Source organism: Aeromicrobium sp. S22 (assembly GCF_009661045.1).
In the GTDB taxonomy this organism is placed as follows: Bacteria; Actinomycetota; Actinomycetes; order Propionibacteriales; family Nocardioidaceae; genus Aeromicrobium; species Aeromicrobium yanjiei.
The window spans coordinates 393,461-411,243 of record NZ_WJWV01000001.1 but is presented as its reverse complement, the minus strand read 5'-3'; the positions used below and the strand labels follow the sequence as shown (position 1 = coordinate 411,243).

Annotated in this window: 14 protein-coding genes; 3 read left to right on the top strand and 11 right to left on the bottom strand. The window is 70.2% G+C overall.

Annotated elements, in window-relative coordinates; translation table 11 throughout:
* Positions 1-26 precede the first annotated feature (26 nt).
* From GEV27_RS02020 to GEV27_RS01990, 7 genes are all read right to left on the bottom strand, one after another.
* On the bottom strand, positions 27-701 hold the full coding sequence (locus GEV27_RS02020; RefSeq protein WP_153933342.1) for an L-ribulose-5-phosphate 4-epimerase: 675 nt from the start codon (positions 699-701) through the stop codon (positions 27-29).
* Positions 698-2,368, bottom strand: a complete 1,671-nt coding sequence (gene araB, locus GEV27_RS02015; RefSeq protein ID WP_153933341.1) for a ribulokinase — start codon at positions 2,366-2,368, stop codon at positions 698-700. The genes GEV27_RS02020 and araB overlap by 4 nt, the downstream gene beginning before the upstream one ends.
* Positions 2,365-3,390 carry a LacI family DNA-binding transcriptional regulator gene (locus tag GEV27_RS02010; RefSeq protein WP_208430984.1) on the bottom strand — a complete coding sequence of 342 codons (1,026 nt, stop codon included), beginning with the start codon at positions 3,388-3,390 and terminating at the stop codon, positions 2,365-2,367. The genes araB and GEV27_RS02010 overlap by 4 nt, the downstream gene beginning before the upstream one ends.
* Positions 3,387-4,403 carry a galactofuranose ABC transporter, permease protein YjfF gene (yjfF, locus tag GEV27_RS02005; RefSeq protein WP_153909896.1) on the bottom strand — a complete coding sequence of 339 codons (1,017 nt, stop codon included), beginning with the start codon at positions 4,401-4,403 and terminating at the stop codon, positions 3,387-3,389. Before yjfF ends, GEV27_RS02010 begins: the two co-directional genes overlap by 4 nt.
* Positions 4,400-5,425, bottom strand: coding sequence for an ABC transporter permease (locus GEV27_RS02000; RefSeq protein ID WP_153909895.1), 1,026 nt, complete (start codon positions 5,423-5,425; stop codon positions 4,400-4,402). The genes yjfF and GEV27_RS02000 overlap by 4 nt, the downstream gene beginning before the upstream one ends.
* Complete coding sequence (locus tag GEV27_RS01995) at positions 5,418-6,974, bottom strand: sugar ABC transporter ATP-binding protein (protein ID WP_228764910.1); 1,557 nt, start codon at positions 6,972-6,974, stop codon at positions 5,418-5,420. Before GEV27_RS01995 ends, GEV27_RS02000 begins: the two co-directional genes overlap by 8 nt.
* 73 nt (positions 6,975-7,047) lie before the next feature.
* Positions 7,048-8,043, bottom strand: a complete 996-nt coding sequence (locus GEV27_RS01990; RefSeq protein ID WP_153933340.1) for an ABC transporter substrate-binding protein — start codon at positions 8,041-8,043, stop codon at positions 7,048-7,050.
* 409 nt (positions 8,044-8,452) lie between these two features.
* Here GEV27_RS01990 and GEV27_RS18190 point away from each other — a divergent pair, with 409 nt between their 5' ends.
* From GEV27_RS18190 to GEV27_RS01975, 3 genes are read left to right on the top strand one after another with little or no spacing between them, the layout of a single operon-like run.
* Positions 8,453-10,471, top strand: coding sequence for an acyltransferase family protein (locus GEV27_RS18190; RefSeq protein ID WP_153933339.1), 2,019 nt, complete (start codon positions 8,453-8,455; stop codon positions 10,469-10,471).
* A 26-nt stretch (positions 10,472-10,497) separates the two neighbouring features.
* On the top strand, positions 10,498-11,007 hold the full coding sequence (locus GEV27_RS01980; RefSeq protein ID WP_153933338.1) for a thioesterase family protein: 510 nt from the start codon (positions 10,498-10,500) through the stop codon (positions 11,005-11,007).
* Positions 11,004-11,759, top strand: coding sequence for a helical backbone metal receptor (locus GEV27_RS01975; RefSeq protein WP_153933337.1), 756 nt, complete (start codon positions 11,004-11,006; stop codon positions 11,757-11,759). The genes GEV27_RS01980 and GEV27_RS01975 overlap by 4 nt, the downstream gene beginning before the upstream one ends.
* On the opposite strand, the gene GEV27_RS01970 is transcribed toward GEV27_RS01975, so the two are convergent.
* From GEV27_RS01970 to clpB, 4 genes are all read right to left on the bottom strand, one after another.
* Positions 11,746-12,498, bottom strand: a complete 753-nt coding sequence (locus tag GEV27_RS01970; protein ID WP_153933336.1) for an enoyl-CoA hydratase/isomerase family protein — start codon at positions 12,496-12,498, stop codon at positions 11,746-11,748. The genes GEV27_RS01975 and GEV27_RS01970 overlap by 14 nt on opposite strands.
* A 61-nt stretch (positions 12,499-12,559) precedes the next feature.
* Positions 12,560-13,918: an NAD(P)/FAD-dependent oxidoreductase gene (locus tag GEV27_RS01965; RefSeq protein WP_153933335.1), complete on the bottom strand. Its 1,359-nt coding sequence runs from the start codon at positions 13,916-13,918 to the stop codon at positions 12,560-12,562.
* A 62-nt stretch (positions 13,919-13,980) separates the two neighbouring features.
* The gene (locus tag GEV27_RS01960) at positions 13,981-15,057 is read right to left on the bottom strand and encodes a hypothetical protein (protein ID WP_153933334.1); all 1,077 of its coding nucleotides are present in this window, start codon (positions 15,055-15,057) and stop codon (positions 13,981-13,983) included.
* Positions 15,058-15,106: 49 nt separating this feature from the next.
* On the bottom strand, positions 15,107-17,692 hold the full coding sequence (clpB, locus tag GEV27_RS01955) for an ATP-dependent chaperone ClpB (protein WP_153654636.1): 2,586 nt from the start codon (positions 17,690-17,692) through the stop codon (positions 15,107-15,109).
* Between the last annotated feature and the right edge of the window lie 91 nt (positions 17,693-17,783).

Genomic DNA, 17,783 nt, shown 5'->3' with positions numbered 1-17,783 from the left:
TCCTCTTCGGTGGGGACGCATCGGCCTCACTGGCCGTACGCGTTCTGGTAGCGGTCGTGCAGACGGGCGACCTGCTCGGGCGTGAGCGCGCTCGGGGTGCCAAGCTGCCGGGCGATGTGGGTCGTGCGGGCGACGTCCTCGCACATCACGGCGGCCTTGACGGCCGAGCGCGCGTCGGCACCGATCGCGAAGACGCCGTGGTTTCGCATCAACACCGCGGGCGAGAGGCTTCCTCGCAGGGTCTCGACGATGCCGCGGCCGATCGAGTCGTCTCCGATCAGGGCGAACGGTCCCACGGGGATCTCGCCGCCGAACTCGTCGGCCATCATCGTCAGGGCGCACGGGATGGGCTCGGCCCGCGCGGCCCAGGCCGTCGCGTACGTCGAGTGGGTGTGCACGACGCCGCCGACGTGCGGCAGGTGCCGGTAGACGTACGCCTGGGCGGCCGTGTCGGACGACGGGGCGAGATCACCCTCGAGCACCCGTCCGTCGAGATCGGTGACGACCATGTTGTCGGGGGTCAGGTCCTCGTACGCGACCCCGCTCGGCTTGATCACCATCGCATCGACGCCCGGGACCCGGGCCGAGACGTTGCCCGCGGTCCACACCACGAGCTGGTAGCGGGTCAGCTCACCGTGCAGGCGGCAGACCTCCTCGCGCAGGTGGCGGATCGTCTGGGTGACCTGGCTCGTGACGGTCATGGCGCCCCCTCCACCAGCGCCTCGCGACGCAGCGCCTGCAGACGGTGCATGACGTCGTTGCCGCCGCGACCGAAGTGGTCGTGCAGGGCGGTGTACTCCGCGAACAGCCGGTCGTAGACCTCCGAGCGCCGCTCGTCGGGCTGGACGACAGCCCGACGAACGGAGCCCATGGCCTTCGCGGCGGCGCGTATGTCCGCGTACGCGCCGGCCGCGACGGCGGCATGGAGGGCAGCACCCAGCGCAGGGCCCTGCTCGGACCCGATGACCGAGAGCGGCATGCGGGTCACGTCGGAGTAGATCTGCATCAGCAGGGGATTCTTGGACAGCCCACCCGCGACGACCAGCTCGACGACCGGGACACCCGCGTCCTCGAACGCCGCCAGGATCGTGCGCGTCCCGAAGGCGGTCGCCTCGATCAGCGCGCGGTAGACGTCCTCGGGCCGGGTCGCGAGCGTCTGCCCGAGGAGCAGGCCGGTGAGCTCGTGGTCGACCAGGACCGAGCGGTTGCCGCTGTGCCAGTCGAGGGCCACCAGGCCGTGCGCGCCGACGCTCTGGCGAGCGGCCAGCTCGGTCAGGTGCTCGTGCACCCCGAGGCCGCGCTCGCGGGCGGTGTCACGGACCCCGGCCGGGACGCCGTGCTCGACGAACCAGCCGAAGATGTCCCCCACGCCGCTCTGCCCGGCCTCATAGCCCCAGCTGCCGGCGACGATGCCCCCGTCCACGACACCGCACATGCCCGGGACGTCGCGCAGGACGCTCCCGCTCATGACGTGGCATGTCGAGGTGCCCATGATCGCGACCATCTGACCGGCGTCGACGGCCTGGGCGGCCGGTGCGGTCACGTGCGCGTCGACGTTGCCGACGGCCACCGCGATCCCTGCCGGCAGCCCGGTCCACTCGGCCGCCTGCGGCGTCAGCGACCCCGCGCGGTGCCCGAGCTGGCCGATCGTCCCGGCCAGCTTGGCGTCCACGAAGTCGGCGAAGGCGGGGTTCAGCGCGGCGGTGAAGTCCTCCCCCGGGTAGGCCCCGTCCTGCAGCATCCCCTTGTAGCCCGCGGCGCAGGCGTTGCGGACGTGCACCCCGCTCAGCTGCCACACGATCCAGTCGGCGGCCTCGACCCAGCACTCCATCGTCGCGTAGAGCTCGGGGTCCTCCTCGAGCACCTGCAGACCCTTGGCGAACTCCCACTCCGAGGAGATCAGCCCTCCGTACCGCGCGAGCCAGGCCTCGCCGCGCTCGCGTGCCAGCCTCGTGATCCGGTCGGCCTGGTCCTGCGCCGCGTGGTGCTTCCACAGCTTGACGTACGCGTGCGGCCGGTCGGCCAGCCCGGGGACGTCGCACAGCGGGGTGCCGTCGGCGAGCGCGGGCACCATCGTGCAGGCGGTGAAGTCGGTCGCGATGCCGATCACCTGCGACGGGTCGATGCCGGACGCTCGCACGGCGTCCGGCACCGCGCGGCGCAGGACGTCCAGGTAGTCCGACGGCACCTGCAGCGCCCAGTCGGGCGGCAGGGGGCGGTCGGGCGTGGTCGGCAGCGCCTCGGTGATCACGCCGTGCCGATAGGGATGGACCGCGCTGCCGAGCTCGCGGCCGTCGGCGACCGCGACGACCAGGGCGCGGCCCGACAGCGTGCCGAAGTCGACCCCGATCACGTACTGATCGCTCATGTCGGTCTCCCCGCGTCGTGGGGCGCGGTGCTGGAGCGCACGATCAGCTCGGGCTCGATGAGCCGCGGCAGATCGTCCTCCTGCCCAGCGATCGCGGCGTGGAGCACCGCGATGGCCCGGCGGCCGACCTCGTGGAAGTTCTGTCGGACGGTCGTGAGCGGCGGGTTGAGGAACTCGCTCTCGGGGGAGTCGTCGAAACCGACGATGCTCACGTCGCCGGGCACCGACAGGCCGCCTTCGTGGAGCGCCCGCATCAGGCCGATCGTCATCTGGTCGTTCGCGACGAAGATCGCGCCGGGCGCACCCTCCTCGACGATCCGGCGTCCCGCCTCGTAGCCGCTGCGCGCCGTCCAGTCGCCGAGGTGGAGCGGCCCCGGCTCGAGACCCGCATCGCGGTGGGCGTCCTCCCACCCCTGCCGGCGCGCCTCGGCCTCTGTCCACTCCAGGGGACCGCGGACGTGGACCACGCTCGGGTGCCCGAGGCCCAGGAGGTGCGACGTCGCCTCGTACGCACCCTGGTGCTGGTCGACCCCGACCGCGAACCGGGCCCGGGTCAGGTCTCCCTCGACCACGACGAGCGGCACACCGGGGTCCTGGTGGCGGATCACGTCGAGCGCCTCGTACTGCGCCGCGATCATGACGATGCCCTCGACCGACTGCCGCATGAGGTGGTCGATCGCGTCGGTCAGCGACTCGGCCGTCACGGTCGACAGGCTCACCGACCCGGCGAAGTAGCCGGCCTGGCGTGCCGCGTCCTCGACGGTCCGATGGATGCTGCTCGGCCCGTACAGGCCGGACTCCGTGCTGATGATGCCGATGGTGGACGAGCGCCGGGTGACCAGCGCTCGGGCGGCGGTGTTGGGGCGGTAGCCGAGCTGCTTGATCGCGGCCTCGACGCGCTGGCGGGTCGACTCCTTGATGTTGGGCATCTGGTTGATGACCCGCGACACCGTCTGGTGCGAGACCCCGGCGAGCTTGGCGACGTCGGCCATGACCGGCGCCTGGTTCGGGACTGTCGTCATGCCTGCCTCCGGGTGAACAGCCGCTGGATGACGACGAAGACCAGCAGGAGCACACCGATCGTGATCTTGGTCCACCAGGAGCTGAGGTTGCCGTCGAACGAGATGAAGGTCTGGATCGTCCCGAGGACCAGGACACCGAGGGCCGATCCCAGGACCAGCCCGGACCCGCCGGCCAGCAGCGTACCGCCGATCACGACGGCAGCGATGGCGTCGAGCTCCATCCCGACCGCGTGGAGGCTGTAGCCGGACAGCATGTAGACCGAGAAGAGCAGACCCGCGAGAGAGGAGCAGAAGCCGCTGATCACGTACACACCCACCTTGGTCCGGGCGACCGCGAGCCCCATCAGCAGCGCCGACTGCTCGCTGCCGCCGACCGCGTAGATCGTGCGACCGAAGCGCGTCATGTGCAGGCCCCACGCCGCGATCGCGAGGACGACCAGGGCGACCACCACGGCAGGGGTGATGAAGTAGCCGCCCGGCAGCTCGATCGTGCCCATCGCGAACGACGTGAACGTCGGGTCCTTGATCGGGATCGACTCGATGCTGATCAGGTAGCAGAGGCCGCGGGCCAGGAACATGCCCGCGAGCGTCACGATGAACGGCTGGATCTCGAAGTAGTGGATCACCAGCCCCATGAGGAGGCCGAGGACCGAGCCGGTCAGCAGCACCGCGACGACCACGAGGGCCGCGGGCCAGCCGGCGCGCAGGGTCGAGGCGGCCACCATCGTCGAGAGCGCCACCACCGACCCCACCGACAGGTCGATCCCGCCGGTCAGGATCACACAGGTCATCCCCACGGCCAGGACGATCAGGAAGGCGTTGTCGACGAGCAGGTTGAGGATCACCTGCGGCGAGGTGAAGCCCTCGTAGCGGATGCCCCCGGCTCCGAGCATGCCCACGAAGAGCGCCGCGGTCGCCAGCACGGGATAGAAGCGCCGCGGTGGCGCGAGCTGCCGCAGCCGGTCGCTCGCGGACCCGCGCAGGTCCTGCGCGGTGGGGGTGTGCGCGGTCATGCCTGGCTCCCTCTCGTCAGCAGCGGGGCGGGACGTCGCACCCGGAGCACCGCCCGGGCCTTGGGCGACTGCAGCAGGCAGACGAGGATGACCACGACCGCCTTGAACAGGTAGTTGGTCTCGGACGGGATCCCGATCGTCGGGATCGTCGTGGCGAGGGTCTGGATGAACATCGCGCCGATGAACGTCCCGGTCAGCGAGAACCGGCCGCCGGCCAGCGAGGTGCCCCCGATCACCACCGCGAGGATCGCGTCGAGCTCGATGAACAGGCCCGCGTTGTTGGCGTCGGCCGCACTCGTGTTGGAGGCGATCATCAGCCCGGCCACGGCCGAGCAGAACGCGATGAAGACGTAGACGGTCCAGGTGATGGTCCGCGAGCGGACGCCGGCCAGGCGGCTCGCCTCGGGATTGACCCCGACCGCCTCGATCAGCATCCCCAGCGCCGTGCGACGGGTCAGCACCGCGGTGACCAGCACGATGGCGAGCGCGATGAGGATCGCGACCGGCAGCCCCAGGAAGAAGCCCGCGCCGACCCGCTCGAACAGGCTGTTGTTGACCGTGATGATCTGCCCGTCCGTGATCAGCATCGCGAGACCTCGGCCCGCCGTCATCAGGACCAGCGTCGCGATGATCGGCTGGATCCCGAGCACCGCCACGAGGAAGCCGTTCCAGAGGCCGAGCAGGAGGCAGACCCCGACGGCCAGGGTCATCGCCATGATCGCGCGGCCCGCCGAGGACTCGTCCGGCGCGCCGGCGAGGTACGTGCACGACACGGCTCCCGAGATCGCGACGATCGCACCCACCGACAGGTCGATGCCGCGGGTCGCGATGACCAGCGTCATGCCGAGCGCGATCAGCAGCGTCGGCGCACCGTTGCGCAGGATGTCGATGAGGCTCCCGTAGAGGTGTCCGTCCTGCACGCGGATCGAGAAGAACGACGGGGTCGCCACGAGGTTGACCAGCAGCAGCACGCCGAGGGCGAGCACCGGCCAGAACAGGGGGTGGCGGATCGCGCTACGCATCGGCCCGCACCTCCCCCGCGATGACCTCCAGGACGTCGGACACGGACACGTCGTCGTTGACCCGCTCGTCGATCTTGTGCCGGTCCCGCATGACGACGACCCGGTCGCTCAGCCGCAGCACCTCCTCGAGCTCGGCGGAGATGAAGACCACCGCCACCCCCTCTCCGGCGAGATCGGTGACGAGCTGCTGGATCTGCGCCTTCGCGCCGATGTCGATTCCGCGCGTGGGCTCGTCGAGGATCAGGAGCTGGGGCTCGGTGATGAGCCAGCGGGCGAGCAGCACCTTTTGCTGGTTGCCGCCACTGAGGTTGCGCATGAGCGCCTGCGGATCGGCCGGCCGGATGTCGAGGGCCTCGATGTACGAGCGCACCAGCCGCTCCTTGGTCGCTGCCTTGAGCGGCCGCAGCCAGCCCTTCGAGGCCTGCAGCGCGAGGATCATGTTGTCCGCGATCGACAGGTCCCCGACGACGCCCTCGGCGCGGCGGTCCTCGCTCGAGAACGCGATGCCGTGGTCGATCGCGTTGCGGGGGGCGCGGAGCCGCACGCGTCGTCCCTTGACGGTGACGGTGCCGGTGTCGGCGGCATCGGCGCCGAACAGCAGCCGCGCCAGCTCGGTGCGTCCAGAACCCAGGAGACCGGCCACCCCGATCACCTCCCCCTCGAACACCGAGAGGTCGACCGCCTCGACGCTGCCCTTGCGCCCCAGCCGGACGACCTGGAGGAGGGGCTCGCCGGCCTCGACCACGGTCTTCTCCTCGGCCTGGCGCTCGATCCGCTCGAGGGTCTCGAGCTCGCGTCCGAGCATCGCGCGGACGAGGTCGAGACGGCTCGTGGTCGCGGTCACGTACTCCCCCACGAGCTGTCCGTTGCGCAGGACCGTCATGCGGTCGGAGATCTCGAAGACCTGGTCGAGGAAGTGCGAGATGAACACGATCGCAGTTCCCTCGTCCCGCAGGGTCCGGATCACCCCGAAGAGCTTGTCGACCTCGTCGGCGTCCAGGCTCGAGGTGGGCTCGTCCAGGATCAGCAGCTCGGCCTCGATGTCCACGGCCCGGGCGATCGCGACGAGCTGCTGGACCGCGATGGGGTGCTCGCCCAGGCGCGAGCGGGGGTCGAGGTCCAGGCCGAGCCGCGCCAGGACGGAGCCGGCGCGGCGGTTCATCGCGCGGGTGTCGATGCGCCCGAACGAGCGCGGCTCGCGCCCGAGGAGCATGTTCTCGGCGACCGTGAGGTTCGTGCAGAGGTTGACCTCCTGGTAGACCGTGCTGATCCCGGCGGCCTGCGACTCCGCCGGGCTCGTGAACGTACGTGGCTCGCCGCCCACGAGGATCGTGCCGGAGTCGAGGGCGTACACCCCCGTCAACGCCTTCACGAGGGTCGACTTCCCGGCACCGTTCTCGCCCATGAGCGCGTGCACCTCACCGGCCCGCAGGGTCAGCCCCACCGACTGCAGAGCCTTGACGCCGGGGAAGCTCACGGACACACCCGTCATCTCCACCACGGGCGGTGCGACGCTTCGGCGCGGCGCCTCGGCTGCCATCTGGATCATCTCGGTTCCTCGGTTCGTCGGGGGGTGAGGCCCTGCGCACGGGACGGCACAGGGCCTCACCTGTCACGGGCCGTCAGTACTGGCGGTCGGCCAGGACCTGCTTGGCCTGCTCCTGGTCGAAGGCGGTCTCCTTCGTGACGACCCGCTCGGGGACGTCCTCGCCTGCGGTGACCTTCTTGGCCAGCTCCATCAGCTGCGGGCCGAGCAGGGGGTTGCACTCGACGATGTAGTTGATCTTGCCCTCGGACAGCGCGGTCATCCCGTCCTTGACGGCGTCCACCGTGACGATCTTGATGTCGACGCCCGGCTTCATGCCGGCCGCCTCGATCGCCTCGATCGCCCCGAGCCCCTCGTCGTCGTTGTGGGCGTAGACCAGGTCGATGTCCTTTTGTGACTTCAAGAACGCCTCCATGACCTTCTTGCCGCCGTCACGCGTGAAGTCACCGGTCTGCGACGCGATGATCTTGATCGACGGATCGGCCGAGATCTTGTCCTCGAACCCCTCCTTGCGATCGATCGCGGGAGCGGCGCCCGTCGTGCCGGTGATCTCGACGACGTTGATCGAGCCGTTCTTGTCGACGTCGTTGGTGTCGGCGTTGTCGACGACCCACTGACCCGCCTTCTGTCCCTCGACCACGAAGTCCGAGCCGAGGAACGTCTTGTACAGCGACGTGTCGTCGGAGTCGACCGCCCGGTCGGTCAGGATCACCGGGATCTTGGCGCGCTTGGCCTCCTGGAGCACGGTGTCCCACCCGGTCTCCACGACAGGGCTGAAGGCGATCACGTCGACCTTCTGCTGGATGTAGGAGCGGATCGCCTTGATCTGGTTCTCCTGCTTCTGCTGCGCGTCGGAGAACTTGAGGTCGACGCCGGCCTCCTTGGCCGCCGCCTGCACGGACTTGGTGTTGGCGGTGCGCCAACCGCTCTCCGCGCCCACCTGGGCGAAGCCCATCGTGATGTCGCCGGATCCGCCGCTGCCGCCGGACCCGCTGGATCCACCACTGTCGCTGCTGCTGCTTCCGCAGGCAGCCAGTCCGCCGGCGATCACCACGCCCGCGGTCACGGTCATCAGTTGTTTGAACACTGTTCCTCCATGTGGGATGGGGACCCGACGTCGCCTGACACCGGACCGGTCGAGGACGGTTGCGGGCGGACATCCGCGTACGTCCCCGGGCTTCACCTCGGCTGAGGATCCGCCTTCCTGCCGACCAATGAGCTCCGTGTGTGACGTGGACCACAGAGGCCGTTGGAGAAATTGTTAACGCTAACATTCCTTGTCGTCAAGGCCTTGGCGCAAACTTCGGCGCCGAGCAGGGAGCGAACCGCACGGGCGACACCCGGTCCTCCCCGGAGCCCTGAACCAGGGAACCGGTCCCCTGGTTCCCACGCCCACGTCTCCAGGCCCACGGCGTCTCGCTGTGTGAAGGTGGAGACAGGGGGCAGCCGTGACAGGGACCGATGAGCGACGAACGTCGCGCGTGAGACGCGACGACATCCAGGGGCTGCGTGCCGTGGCCGTCCTGGTCGTCGTGGCGTATCACGCTGGGGCGCCGTTCGTGCCCGGTGGCTTCGTCGGTGTCGATCTGTTCTTCGTGCTCTCGGGCTTCCTCATCACCCAGCTGCTGCTGCGCGAGATCACGATCACCGGCACCGTGAGCCTGCGGCAGTTCTGGGCCCGCAGGGCCCGGCGCATCCTGCCCGTCTCCGCGCTCGTGCTGGTGGCGACGATGCTCGCGGTCCGCGTGTTCATGAGTCCCCTCGACCGCCCGGCAATCGGTCGCGACGTCGTGTGGTCTGCGCTGTTCTCCGGCAACTGGCGGTTCGCGCTGCAGCAGACCGACTACCTGGCAGCCGAGCGTGACCCCTCACCTGTCCTGCACTACTGGAGTCTTGGGGTCGAGGAGCAGTTCTACCTCGTCTGGCCGCTTCTCCTGCTCGCGCTCGCCGCCGGTTGGCGGCTGGCGGGACGAGCGGGATCCGTACGAGCCCGGCTCCTCGTGCTCGCGTTCGTGACGGTGATCGCGGTCTCGTTCACGTACTGCATCCACCTCAGCACGACGGACCAGCCGTTCGCGTACTTCGGCACCCCGGCGCGCGCGTGGCAGCTCGCGGCCGGAGCGCTCGTGGCCGTCGCGGTGCCGGTCATCAGCAGCTGGCGGCCCGGCACCCGTACCGGTCTGGGCGTCGTCGGCCTGGCACTGCTGGGTGCGAGCGTCGCGATCCTCGACGAGTCGGGCGTCGCCGGCCTCACCTACCCGTCCTGGCTGACTGTCGCCCCGACCCTCGCCGGCATGCTGCTGGTCACGGCCGGCACCGGCTCGGCGGGCCCACTGGGGCGGGCCCTCGCGATTCGTCCCCTGCCGTGGATCGGGGACCGCTCATTCTCCTTGTACCTGTGGCACTGGCCCGTGCTCGTCATCGGGATGGCGGCCCTCGACTCGCGTTCCCCGACCACCCGGGCGGCTCTGGTCGCCGTCGCGGTGGGTCTCAGTATCGCGAGCTTCCACGTCGTGGAGACCCCGATGCGTCACGCGCGGCTGCTGGTCCGTCGTCCGGTGCTCAGCATCGCCGTGGGAGCGTGCCTCGTGGTGGCCGTTCTCCCCGTCGTGTCGTACACGTCTCAGACCGGCTCGATCGATCGACTGACGGTGACAAGGACGGACGGCACGACCGCCCGCGGCGCGGCGGCCCAGGAGACCGTCAGGCCTCCCCTGGCAGACGCAGCCGACGACCAAGGACCGTTCAAGCAGCACGGCTGCCACGTGGGCTTCGCGCAGGTGGTCGTTCCGTCGTGGGACGCCTGCACCTTCGGGCGCCGCGGGTCCGACCGCGAGGTCGTGGTGCTCGGCGACTCCATCGCCGGTGCGATCGCCCCCGCAGTGCTCACGGCGGGCGAGCGCCGGGGGTGGGCCGTGACGGTCTGGGCCAAGAGCAGCTGCCCGATGGCCGACGTCACCCGGTTCGACCCCGCTCGCGGCGGGACGTACGAGGAGTGCGACGCCTTCCGCGAGGCCGCCCTACGAGCGATCGAGAAGCGCCGACCCGACGTGGTCGTGATCGCGATGAGCCGGCTCACGACCGAGTGGCTGGAGGCCGACGGGAGGCGGCTGGGCAAGCGGGCGTCCGTCGACCACGCGATCGACGGCATGGTGCGCACGGTCGAGCGTCTTCACGCCACCGGCATCGGCGTGGTGCTGTCGGACTCCCCCAACCGCGCACCGTTCTTCCCCACGTCGTGCCTGGCCGAGACGCGCGACGCCCGCCAGTGCACCTTCCACCGCAACGGGAAGACCTCGATCATGGCGGAGACCTCTCGGGCGATGGGTGACGACGCGGTCCTGGTGAGGGCCAACGCGACGGCGTGCCCCCAGGACATCTGCTATCCCGTCGTCGACAACGTGGTGGTCTATCGGGACAAGGTGCACTTCACCCAGACCTTCGCCAGGACCCTCGCCGATCGGTTCGCCGCCGGCGTGGCCCGGGCCACGCGCCGCTGAGCGCCGCTGCCCCGTATCGTCGAGCCGTGAGCCTCTCCCTCCCCACGTACGACCAGGTCCTCGAGCTCCCGGCGCAGGTCGATCGTGTGGTGCCCCAGGAGTTCATCGACGTCAACGGGCACATGAACATCGGCCGTTATCTCGAGATCGGCGGCAGCGCGCTGTGGCTGCGCTGCCAGGAGGACCTCGCGATGACCGACGACTACATCAGCAGCCGCGCGATGTCCACGTTCACCGCGGAGCACCACCTGACGTACTACGCCGAGATCCTCGAGGGCGAGGAGGTCTCGGCCCACGTACGCCTGGTGGAGCGCTCCGACAAGGTGCTGCACACCGTGACCCTGATCGCCAACCGCACGCGCGGGCAGCTGGCCTGCGTCCTGGAGGCGACCCTCGTCCACATGGACATGTCGACACGGCGCCCCACGCCGTTCCCGGACGACGTGGCCGAGCTCATCGACGCCGGACTGAAGTCCGACGACCTGCCCTGGCTGCCACCTCTGTGCGGCGCGATGGGCGTGCGGCGCAGGTCATGAACGACGATCTCGGTCATGCCGTCGAGGTCGAGCGGCCCGCCCGCCGGGTCGTGTCGCTCGTGCCGTCCCTGACCGAGGCCGTCGCCGCCACTCGTCCCGAGACGCTGGTGGGAGCAACGGACTGGTGCACCCACCCGCCCGGCCTCGACGTCGCACGGGTGCGCGGGACCAAGAACCCCGACCGCGCGGCGATCGCGCACCTGCACCCGGATCTCGTCATCGCCAACCGCGAGGAGAACCGCGAGCTCGACGTTGACCGCCTGCGCCGGGCCGGCATCCCGGTGTGGGTCACCGAGATCGAGACCGTGGGCCAGTCCTTCTCCTCGATGCGCCGGCTCTTCGTCGACGGCCTCGGCTGGGACGTGCCGGACTGGCTGGACGAGGCCGAGCGGGTCTGGGCCGAGCCGGCGCGCCTCGCACCGGCCCGCGTCGCGGTGCCCATCTGGCGTGATCCGTGGATGGTCGTGGGCTCCCGGACGTTCACCGGCGACCTCCTGGGGCGGCTGGGCCTCGTCAACGCGTTCGGCCACCACCAGGACCGCTATCCGCACGTCGAGCTGGACGTGATCGACGCCGACGGGACCGATCTCGTGCTCCTGCCCGACGAGCCCTACGTCTTCACGCCCGTCGACGGGCCCGAGGCCTTCACGCACACGCCGACGGCGCTCGTGCCCGGGCGCGCCCTCACGTGGTACGGACCGTCGTTGGTGACCGCGAGGTCCGAGCTCGAGGCGCTGCTCAGCGCGACGTGAAGGCCCTCACGAGCCGCTGCGCCTCGTCGGTCGTGACCGCGGCCGCGATCGTCGCGGACTCGTCCGCACCCGTCTGCGGCCCCGTGAGGTCCCAGGCGCCGCGGATCAGGCGCTTGGCCTGGCCCAGTGCGGCGGGCGCGCTGTCCGCCCAGGTGCGGGCCATGTCCTCGACCGCGGGCTCGAGCTCGTCGTCGGCCACGACCGTCGTGACGAGTCCCCAGTCGCGGGCCTCGGGCGCCGTGAGCACCCGGCCGGTCAGGGCGAACTCCAGCGCACGCTGCTGGCCGATCGCGCGGGGCACGAGATAGGAGACCCCGCAGTCCGGCGTCATGCCGATGCCCGGGTAGGCCATGACGAACTTGGTCGACTCCGCGGCGATGATCACGTCTGCGCTGAGCATGACGCCGAGACCTGCACCGGCCACGGCACCGCGCACGCCGGCGACGACCGGCTTGGGCGTGTCGGCCAGCGCCCGCAGCGCCGCCTCGAGCACCGTCGCCAGCTCGAGCAGGTAGACCGAGGGATCGTCTGCGGCGAGGAACGAGCGGACGTCACCGCCGGCGCAGAACCGCTTGCCCTGAGCCGTCAGCGTGATCGCGCGGACGTCGTCGCCGGCCAGGCCGTCGACCGCCGCGGCCATGTCGCGGGCGGCCGGCAGGTCGAATGCGTTGGCCTGGTCGGGTCGGGTGAGGACGATGTGCGCGACGCCGTCGGCGATGTCGAGGTTCACTGCGGCCATGGGTCCTGCCTTCGTGCTGGGAGTCGTGGGCGATCCCAGCCTAGGGGCGGTCGCGGCCGAGCTACTTGTCGGCCGTGGCCTTCTTCGCCGCCTTCTTGCCCGCGCCGAGGCGCGGGGCGTGCGACTCGAGCGTCGACGGAGTCTTGGCGACGACCGGCGGGGTCTCGCCGACGATCGCGTTGTGGCTGCCCCAGACGAGGTACTTGGCCGTCAGGTTGGTCAGCGTCGCGAAGCGGTTGCGGTTGCCCAGCAGCGTCGCGATGTGCAGCGCGACCCAGATGATCCACGCGGGGAAACCGGTCAGCCGCGGCATGAACTTGATCTCGGCGACTGCGGACGAGCGACCGATGGTGGCCATCGTGCCCTTGTCCTTGTACTTGAACGGCTTGGGCAGGCTCTTGCCCGCGACCCCTGCTGCGATGACCTTGGCGACGTGCTTGCCACCCTGGATGGCCGGCTGCGCCAGCTGCGGCAGCGGCTCCTCGGGGCTGACCGAGACGTCGCCGATCGCGTAGACGCCGTCCATGCCCTTGACGCGCAGGTGCTCGTCGGTCTCGATGCGACCGCCGCGCCCCTGCGGGACGTTCCACTCCTTGACGGCCGAGTGCGCCGTGATGCCCGAGGCCCAGACCACGATGCCGGCCTCGAGGAACTCCTGCTGGCCGTCGTGCTCGACGAGCACGCCGTCCGGGCGGACCTCCTTGACGGCCGTCTCCAGCCGCAGGTCGACGCCGCGCTTCTCGAGCGACTTGCGCGCATAGTCGCGCAGCTTGGGGTGGAACGGTCCGAGGACGTGCGGGAGCATCTCGATCAGCGTAATGTGCACGCGGTCGGTGTCGAGCTCGGGGTAGGTCGTGGGCATGTCGTTGTTGCGCAGCTCGGCGAACGCTCCGGCGGTCTCGACGCCGGTGGCACCGCCGCCGACGACGATGATGCGCAGGTCACGGTCCTGGCCGTTGATCGCGGCGTCCTCGAGACCTGCGAACATCCGGTCGCGGACCGCGAGCGCCTGCGAGCGGCGGTAGAGGGGCATCGAGTACTCCTCGGCGCCGGGCACGCCGAAGAAGTTGGCGGTCACGCCGACGGCGATGACGAGCTGGTCGTACTTGACGTCGAGCCCACCGTCGAGGTGCAGCGTCTTGGCCTCGTGGTCCATCGACATGACGGTGCCCTTGAGGAAGCGCACGTTGGACTGCTTGGCGCGGATCGCGCGCAGGAACCAGGTGATGTCGCCGGGGTTGAGGCTCGCGGTCGCGACCTGGTAGAGCAGCGGGTTGAACGTGTTGTAGTTGTGACGATCGATCAGCGTCACGTCGACGTCGGCACGCTTGAGCTTGCGGACGGCTGCGATGCCTCCGAACCCGCCTCCCACGACGACGACGTGGGGACGTTTCTGGACGGTCGCAACGCTCTCTGACATGCCTTCAGTCTAGTCCTCGCACCTGAAAAGCCTTACAGCGCCCGCGGGGGGTGTGACCACGGTCATGGGCGGGCGAACCACTGCGTGGCCTCCGGCCGCCGTAGCTGGATGAGGGCCACGACCGCCGCCACCGTCCAGGGCAGCCCGATCGGGAATCCGATGATCGAGATGATGATCGTCACGACCGTCATGACGAACAAGAACACCCCGCCCGAGCGCTTGGTGACCAGCACCCGGATCGCCGCGAAGAGGCCCGCCGCCGAGGCGACGAGCGAGATCGAGCTGAAGGCGAGGATAAAGCGGACGGCGGTGTCGAACTCGCTCTCACGGAGGTCGATCATGTCGGCACCGACGCCACCCTGCTCGATCCAGCTGTCGTAGTCGGTGCCCACGACGGCGAATCCGAGGAGCAGGATCGCCGCCGGCAGGGCCGCCATGAGCGAGCCGACGAACGTGGTCCACACCGCGATGCCGACCGGCCGGGGCAGCTTGTCGGGTGCCGGCTGCGGGGTCCAGTAGGGCTGGGCGCCCGGGTACGGCGACTGCGGGGCTCCCGCGTACGGCTGGTGGGCGTACGGGTGGACCGGCGGCTGGGTGGGCTGGGCCGCCGGGTGCTCGACCGGGGCCTGCTGCTGCGTCGAGAACGGATCGGACCGCTGCGGCACGGCGGAGGGCTCCTCCGGGGGGAGGTCGCCCGCCAGCTGACGGAACCAGGTCCTGGACTCCCCCGTCCACAGCCGCACCGTGAAGGCGACGGCCATCGCCCCGATCACGGCGTCGAAGAACGAGCCGCCGGTCGCGCCCAGGAAGAAGGAGACGCCGACCAGACCCATGACGACGGTCAGGCCGATGCGGCTGACGCGATCGCCCCGCGCGGTGTGGATCGCGAACACGACCCCGGCGGCCGCCAGCACCGCGAGCACGGTCAGGAAGACCTTGTAGCCGGACTCCGCGGAGGCCTGGGACATGCCCGCGTCGCGGAGCGCCTCGAGATAGGGCGAGACCTTCTCGGCGGCGTTGTCACCGTTCCAGCTCGAGACGAGCGAGATCGTGCGGATGCTCTGGATCGCGGCCAGGCCACCGAGGTAGGCGCACGCCGCCGTGAGCAGCGGAGGACGTCTCGGTGAGGTCACAGTCATGGCCCCATCCCATCATGCCGGGACAAGCACTCACCGAGACGTCCCGCGGTCAGGCCCGGCGCACCGTGAGCTCGTCCGCCTCGGGCTCGCGGTCGACGACGACGGTGTCGCCGTCGCGCACCTCGCCGGCGAGCAGGGAGCGCGCCAGCCGGTCGCCGATCGCCTGCTGCACGAGTCGGCGCAGCGGCCGGGCACCGTACGCCGGGTCCCACCCGGTGAGCGCGAGCCACTCGCGCGCCGCCTCGGTGACCTCCAGCTGGATGCGACGCGGCGCGAGGCGCTTCGCGAGTGCCGAGATCTGCAGGTCGACGATGTGCGCGAGCTCCTCGGTGCCGAGCGCGTCGAACATCACGATCTCGTCGAGCCGGTTGAGGAACTCGGGCTTGAACGAGACCTTGACGACGTCCATGACGGCGTTGCGCTTGGCCTCCTCGTCCAGCGATGCGTCCTGCAGGAACGACGAGCCGAGGTTGGAGGTGAGGATCAAGATGACGTTGCGGAAGTCGACCGTACGTCCCTGGCCGTCGGTCAGCCGGCCGTCGTCGAGCACCTGCAGCAAGATGTCGAAGACCTCCGGGTGGGCCTTCTCCACCTCGTCGAGGAGCACGACCGAGTACGGACGGCGGCGCACCGCCTCGGTCAGCTGACCGCCCTCGTCGTATCCCACGTAGCCGGGGGGAGCACCGACCAGGCGGCTGACCGAGTGCTTCTCGGAGTACTCGCTCATGTCGATGCGGATGATCGCCCGCTCGTCGTCGAACAAGAACTCCGCCAGCGTCTTGGCCAGCTCGGTCTTGCCCACGCCGGTGGGTCCGAGGAACAGGAACGAGCCCGTCGGGCGGTCCGGGTCCGAGATGCCGGCGCGCGAGCGCCGCACCGCGTCGGACACCGCCTTGACCGCGGCGCGCTGGCCGATGAGCCGCTTGCCGAGCTCGTCCTCCATGCGCAGCAGCTTGCCGGTCTCGCCCTCGAGCAGGCGCCCCGTCGGGATGCCCGTCCAGGACGCGACCACCTCGGCGATGTCGTCCGCGCCGACCTCCTCGTGGAGCATGGAGGGCTCGGCGCTCGACTCGGCCTCCTGCGCCTCGGCGAGCTGGCGCTCCATCGCGGGGATCTCGGAGTAGAGCAGCCGGCTGGCCTGGTCCAGATCGCCCTCGCGCTGGGCGCGCTCGGCCGCGACGCGCACCTCGTCGATGCGCTCCTTGATGTCGCCGACAGCGTTGAGGCTCTGCTTCTCGGCCTCCCAGCGCTGCTCCAGGGCACGCAGGGACTCCTGCTTGTCGGCCAGCTCGATGCGCAGCTTCTCCAGCCGCTCGCGGCTCGCGTCGTCGGTCTCCTTCGCGAGGTGCAGCTCCTCCATGTGGAGGCGGTCGACCGAGCGACGCAGCTCGTCGATCTCGACGGGGCTCGAGTCGATCTCCATGCGCAGGCGGCTGCCGGCCTCGTCGATGAGGTCGATGGCCTTGTCGGGGAGCTGACGACCGGGGATGTAGCGGTCCGAGAGCGTGGCGGCCGCGACGAGCGCCGCATCCGAGATCGCCACCTTGTGGTGCGCCTCGTAGCGCTCCTTGAGACCGCGCAGGATCGCGATCGTGTCCTCGGGGGAGGGCTCGCCGACGAACACCTGCTGGAAGCGGCGCTCCAGGGCCGGGTCCTTCTCGATGCGCTCGCGGTACTCGTCGAGGGTCGTTGCGCCGATCATCCGCAGCTCACCGCGGGCCAGCATGGGCTTGAGCATGTTGCCCGCGTCCATCGCGCTGTCCCCGCCCGCGCCGGCACCCACGACGGTGTGGAGCTCGTCGATGAAGGTGATGACCTGGCCCTCGGACTCCTTGATCTCGGTGAGGACGGCCTTGAGCCGCTCCTCGAACTCACCGCGGTACTTCGCGCCCGCGACCATCGCCGCGAGGTCGAGCGAGATCAGGCGGCGGCCCTTCAGCGACTCCGGGACGTCCCCCGCGACGATGCGCTGGGCCAGGCCCTCGACCACCGCGGTCTTGCCGACGCCCGGCTCGCCGATGAGGACGGGGTTGTTCTTGGTACGACGGCTCAGCACCTGCACGACACGGCGGATCTCGCTGTCGCGGCCGATGACCGGGTCGAGCTTGCCCTCCGCGGCGACGGCCGTCAGGTCGACGCCGTACTTCTCCAGGGACTGGTAGGTGTCCTCGGCGTTCGCGCTGGTGACGCGGGTCGAGCCGCGGACCGCCGAGAAGGCGGCCTGCAGGGCCTCTGCGGTGGCGCCGGCCTCGAGCAGGATGTTCTGGGCGGCCGAGCCGACCGTGGCGATGCCGACGACGAGGTGCTCGGTCGAGACGAACTCGTCACCGAGCTGGTCGGCGAGCTCCTGGGCGCGCTGCAGCACCTCGTGGCTCGTCCGGCTGAGGGTGGGGTTCTGGACGCTGGCACCCGATGCGCTCGGCAGCGCCTCGAGGGATGCCTTGAGGTCCGCGGCGACGGACTGGACGTCGACGCCGGCCGCCTGGATCAGTGGACCGGCCGTGCCGCCCTCCTGGGTGAGCAGGGCCTGCAGGAGGTGGGCCGGCTCGACGGCGGGGTTGCCGGCGGCGGCAGCGGACGAGATCGCGCTGCCCAGCGCCTGCTGGCTGCGGGTGGTGAACTTCGCAAGATCCATGGGTGGTGCTCCTGACGTGAAGAAGGGGGGTCACTCAGGACAACATCGTCAAAGTTGAGTCCATTCCTGTCAACTTTAGATCGTCCCCTCC